4 protein-coding genes and 1 pseudogene are annotated in these 4,792 nt (G+C 62.9%); all 5 read left to right on the top strand.

Annotation, left to right across the window (positions count from 1 at the left end; translation table 11 throughout):
• A pseudogene (locus tag EN994_RS36160) lies at positions 1–148 on the top strand (DeoR/GlpR transcriptional regulator); the annotation flags it as partial.
• A gap of 39 nt (positions 149–187) precedes the next feature.
• The gene (locus EN994_RS18200) at positions 188–988 is read left to right on the top strand and encodes a BtpA/SgcQ family protein (RefSeq protein WP_024502261.1); all 801 of its coding nucleotides are present in this window, start codon (positions 188–190) and stop codon (positions 986–988) included.
• Between the two features lie 163 nt (positions 989–1,151).
• The gene (locus EN994_RS18195) at positions 1,152–2,672 is read left to right on the top strand and encodes an FGGY-family carbohydrate kinase (RefSeq protein ID WP_063170083.1); all 1,521 of its coding nucleotides are present in this window, start codon (positions 1,152–1,154) and stop codon (positions 2,670–2,672) included.
• On the top strand, positions 2,672–3,301 hold the full coding sequence (locus EN994_RS18190; protein ID WP_082826650.1) for an HAD family phosphatase: 630 nt from the start codon (positions 2,672–2,674) through the stop codon (positions 3,299–3,301). Before EN994_RS18195 ends, EN994_RS18190 begins: the two co-directional genes overlap by 1 nt.
• A 416-nt stretch (positions 3,302–3,717) precedes the next feature.
• Positions 3,718–4,605, top strand: a complete 888-nt coding sequence (locus EN994_RS18185; RefSeq protein WP_013530264.1) for a sugar phosphate isomerase/epimerase family protein — start codon at positions 3,718–3,720, stop codon at positions 4,603–4,605.
• The last annotated feature ends 187 nt before the right edge of the window (positions 4,606–4,792 follow it).

Here is a 4,792-nt window from a genome sequence, read left to right as displayed (position 1 = left end):
ATTCCTGCGCATGTCGCTGGTGCGGATAGCGCCACTGTCGGACTTCGACATCCTCATCACCGATGCCGAGCCGCCGGCCAAGATCGTCGCGGCGCTCGCCGCGGCCAAGGTCGACCTGCGCATCGCGCCGCCACTGACGCGCGACTGAGGCGCGCCATTTTCACTTTATCCCCAAGGAGAAGACTCGATGGTATTTGAATTTTTCGGCGACAAGAAGAAGGCTGTCATCTCGATGGCACATATCGGTGCCCTGCCGGGAACGCCCCTCTATGATGCCGATGGCGGCCTCGACAAGCTGATCGATGGCGTACTCTCCGACATCCGCAAGCTGCAGAACGGCGGCGTCGATGCCATCATGTTCGGCAACGAGAACGACCGCCCCTATGTCTTCAAGGCGCCGCCCGAGGGCATTGCCGCCATGACTGCCATCGTCCAGGCGGTGAAGCCCGAGCTGAGAGTGCCGTTTGGCGTCAACTATCTCTGGGATCCGACTGCCAGCGTCGCGATCGGAGCTGCCACCGGAGCCCGTTTCGTGCGCGAGATCTTCACCGGCCTGTTCGCTTCCGATATGGGCTTGTGGGAGCCCGATTGCGCCGCCGCCTCGCGCCTGCGGCACAACCTTGGTCGCGACGACATGAAGCTTCTCTTCAACATCAATGCCGAGTTCGCACACTCGCTCGACCAGCGCCCGATTGAATTGCGTGCCAAGAGCGCGGTGTTCTCGTCGATGGCAGACGCGATCCTCGTCTCCGGTCCGATCACCGGCCAGCCGGCCGACCAGTCCCACCTGCGCAGCGTCTGCGAGACGATCAAGGACGTGCCGGTCTTCGCCAACACCGGCGTGAACATCGACAATGTCCGCGACGTCCTTTCGCTGGCGAGCGGCGTCGTGATCGGGACCCATTTCAAGATCGGTGGCAATACCTGGAACGCCGTCGACGGCGATCGGGTCAAGCGCTTCATGGATGTTGTCGCCACTTTGCGCTGAGGACGGCTTCCACGGCGATGCCGGCCATCGCGCCGGCTCGCGGTGATCATATCGATCGTTGCAGGCCGGCGTCCGGAATGATCGACTGGTATCGAGCAGTGCGACACAACGAGGCAGACAGGTTTCGCCCGCCTGCCCTTCCCAGCATTTCAATGGATTCGACATGGCGTTCGTTCTCGGTCTCGATATCGGCACCACCTCGACGATCGGCATCCTGATCCGGCTTCCCGATCAGGTGCTGGGCCTCGCCTCGCGCCCCGTCACGCTGCATTCCGAGCATGCGGGCTGGGCCGAGGAAGATCCCGCGCAATGGTGGACCAATGTCCGCGACATCGTGCAGGAGTTGCTCAGGACCAGCGGCATCAAGGCCGAGGAAATCGTGGCGGTCGGCACCACCGGCATGCTGCCGGCGGTCGTTCTTCTGAACGAGAAGGGCGAAGTGCTGCGGCCGAGCATCCAGCAGAGCGACGGCCGCTGTGGCGCCGAAGTGGCCGAACTGCGGACCGAATGCGATGAGACGGCTTTCATCGCCAAGGCCGGCAACGGCATCAACCAACAGCTCGTCACCGCAAAGCTGCGCTGGATTGAGCGTCACGAGCCGGAGGTGTTCAGCCGCATCGCCACCGTTTTCGGCTCCTACGATTATATCAACTGGCGCCTCACCGGCGAACGTGCGGTCGAGCAGAACTGGGCGCTGGAGGCCGGCTTCGTCGACGTTTCGACGCACCGGATCGACGACGATCTGGTGGCGCTCGCGCACATACCGCGCTCGGCCGTGCCACGAAAGATCGCCTCGCATGAGATCCTCGGCTCCGTCTCGGCGAAGGCCGCCGATGAGACAGGCCTGATGGCGGGAACACCGGTCGTCGGCGGTGCAGCCGACATGATCGCCTCCGCGCTTGGCGCCGGCGTCGCCAAGCCGGGCGATGTCCTCCTGAAATTCGGCGGCTCGGTCGATATCCTGATCGCTACCGATCAGATCAAGCCCGATCCGCGCATGTATCTCGATTATCACCTGGTCCCGGGCCTGTTCATGCCCAATGGCTGCATGTCGACAGGCGGCTCCGCCCTCAACTGGTTCGTACGCAATTTCGCCGGCGGCGAGATGGCCGCGGCACAGGCCGAGGGTATTTCCGTACACCAGCGGCTCGATGCGCTGGCGGCAGAGCGTCCCGCCGGTGCCGACGGCCTCATCATCCTGCCCTATTTCCTTGGCGAGAAGACGCCGATCCATGATCCAGCGGCCCGCGGCGTGATCGACGGCCTGACGCTTTCGCACGATATCGGCCATGTCTGGCGCGCTTTGCTCGAGGCCTATGCCTTTGCCATCGCGCATCATGTCGAGGTGCTCAACGACATGGGCCATCGGACCGAGCGCTATCTCGCCTCCGACGGCGGCTCAAGCAGCAAGGTCTGGATGCAGATTGTCGCGGATGTCTTGCAAAAGCCGGTCCAACGCCTGACCGGGCACCCCGGCTCCTGCATCGGCGCTGCCTGGACGGCGGCGATAGGCACCGGCCTGACCGACGACTGGTCGGGCGTTTCCGGTTTCGTCAGCTTCGCCGACCGGCTCGATCCCGACCCGCGAAAGGCCGACATCTACCGCGACGGTTACCGCCGCTATCGCGATCTCTATACACGCCTATCGGCTCCTGGCGCGACCAAAGCGGGATCGCCATCGTGATGTATCGCGCCGTCGCCTGGGACATCGACGGAACGCTGATCGACAGCGAGCCGTTGCATCATCAATCTCTCCTCGCCGGCTGCCGCAACTGGAACGTCGATCTTGACGACCTGCCCGACCAAGCCTTTCGCGGCATCCATATGGGCGACGTCTGGACAATGCTGCGTCCGCGCCTCCCAGTCGGGCTTGACCAGGCGGAGTGGCTCGCCGCCATCAATGCCCACTACGTCGCCAACCGGGCGGACGCCATCCCGATCCCCGAGGCGGTCGAGACGATCCGGACCCTGGCTGACCGCGGCGTCCCGCAGGTCTGCGTGTCAAATTCCGGCCGGCAAGTCGTCAATGCCAATCTGGATGCGCTCGGCGTGCTCGACCATATGAGCCTCACAATCAGCCTCGACGACGTTACGGTCGGCAAACCCGACCCAACGCCCTATCGCGAGGCCTGCCGGCAGCTCGCCATAGCTCCGGGATCCGTCGTCGCTGTGGAAGACAGCCGCACCGGCACCAAGGCCGCACGGGCCGCCGGTCTGTTCGTGGTTGGCTATCTCCCCAGCGGCGGCCCGCTCAGCGACATCGATCTCAGTGCCAACCGTCTGTCGTCGATCCTGGACCTGTTTCCCGGCTGAGGGTTTGCGCGTCGCCGCGTCCGGGTGCGCGCTTGGGCAAGCCGGAGGATCGGGCGTCCGCCGGCTGGTCCCAAGCGAATGCCTTGGCAGGAACCAACGAACGTTGGACCGGGTTCCGCTCGTTCCGCATTCGCCTTGCGTCTCGCCGAGCGAGCGGTCCATGCCGCTCGGTCTGCGCAAGTGACGGGATATTTGTTGTCAAAAGCTGCATATCCCGTTTCTCGCATAGGTCAGAGAAGATTTTCTCGCATCTCCATGATGCCTCTCAACCATTTGTTTTCCAGCATTTTTTTAATCCGGCATGATTGGCTCGCGCCGACCAATGCCAGAATTCCTCTTGCGCCGAAGCTGAATTTTAGGCATTCAGGATCAAGTTTGTATCTTTAACATGCAAACCTGATTATCGGAGGATCTGAATGCGGCGTCTTGGTATCCATTCATTTGTCTGGACAAACGGCCTGACCCAGGAGGGCCTGGAAATGGCACTCGCCAAGTCGGCGGATCATGGTTACCGGCTGATCGAGTTCGCTTATCTGCGGCCCGAGAAATTCGACCTCGACCGCCTGGCGAAGCAAGCCAAGGAACTGGACATCGAGATCGTGGTCACGATGGGCCTGTCGGCGGATGCGGACGTCTCGAGCGAGGACAAGGCCGTGGTCACCAAGGGAAAGGCGCTCTTGTCCGACGCGGTCAAGGCGGTCCGCGACATCGGCGGCATCCGATTGGGCGGCATTCTCTATTCGATGCACGGCAAGTATGACGGGCTGCCCACGCGAACCGGCTGGATGAACAGCGCCGACGCCATCGCCGCGACAGCCGAGGTGGCCAGGGATAGCGGCGTGCAGATCGTTCTGGAAGTGGTGAACCGCTTCGAGTCCAACCTCTTGAACACGACCGCGCAAGGCCTGAAGTTCATCAAGGACACCGGCCGCGACGACGTCTTCCTGCATCTCGACACGTTCCACATGAACATCGAGGAGGCGAGCCAGGCCGAGGCGATCCGTCTGGCTGGGGACAAGCTCGGTTATTTCCACTTCAACGAGAACTACCGCGGCTATCTCGGCACCGGTACGATCGATTTCGCGAGCATCTTTTCCGCGCTGGTGGACATTGGCTTCCACAATCGCGACGTCACCTTCGAGAGCTTCTCCAGCGCCATCGTCGATGAAGCCCTGTCGCGTGTGTGCGGCATCTGGCGCGACACCTGGACCGACAACAATCCGCTCGCCGCGCATGCCAAGGCTTTCATCGAAAGCCGTTGGGAAGAAGCCGTGCGCCGGGCCGAGATCAACAAGGCTGCCTGAAGACGAAAGGGCTGCGGGCCGACAAGCGCCCGCGCCATCTCATCCCGAGGAGGACGGGAAGATGACGCAGAACGAAGCTATCACCAACGAGAACGGCGCCACCGCGCCGCTTCTCCTCAGCGCCGAAAATGTCGCGAAGAGCTTTGCAGGCGTTCCCGCCCTGGTCGACGGGCGGATTCGGTTGCGC

The organism is Mesorhizobium sp. M7A.F.Ca.CA.002.09.1.1 (assembly GCF_003998555.1).
GTDB classification, from domain to species: Bacteria; Pseudomonadota; Alphaproteobacteria; order Rhizobiales; family Rhizobiaceae; genus Mesorhizobium; species Mesorhizobium ciceri.
Note: the sequence above shows the minus strand (reverse complement) of the source record. Positions and strands in the feature narration are given on the sequence as shown.

What these genes read in the sequence shown, in the direction of transcription:
- EN994_RS18200 (WP_024502261.1), top strand. Translation starts at nt 188, where the DNA reads ATGGTATTTGAATTTTTCGGCGACAAGAAGAAGGCTGTCATCTCGATG.
- EN994_RS18195 (WP_063170083.1), top strand. Translation starts at nt 1,152, where the DNA reads ATGGCGTTCGTTCTCGGTCTCGATATCGGCACCACCTCGACGATCGGC.
- EN994_RS18190 (WP_082826650.1), top strand. Translation starts at nt 2,672, where the DNA reads ATGTATCGCGCCGTCGCCTGGGACATCGACGGAACGCTGATCGACAGC.
- EN994_RS18185 (WP_013530264.1), top strand. Translation starts at nt 3,718, where the DNA reads ATGCGGCGTCTTGGTATCCATTCATTTGTCTGGACAAACGGCCTGACC.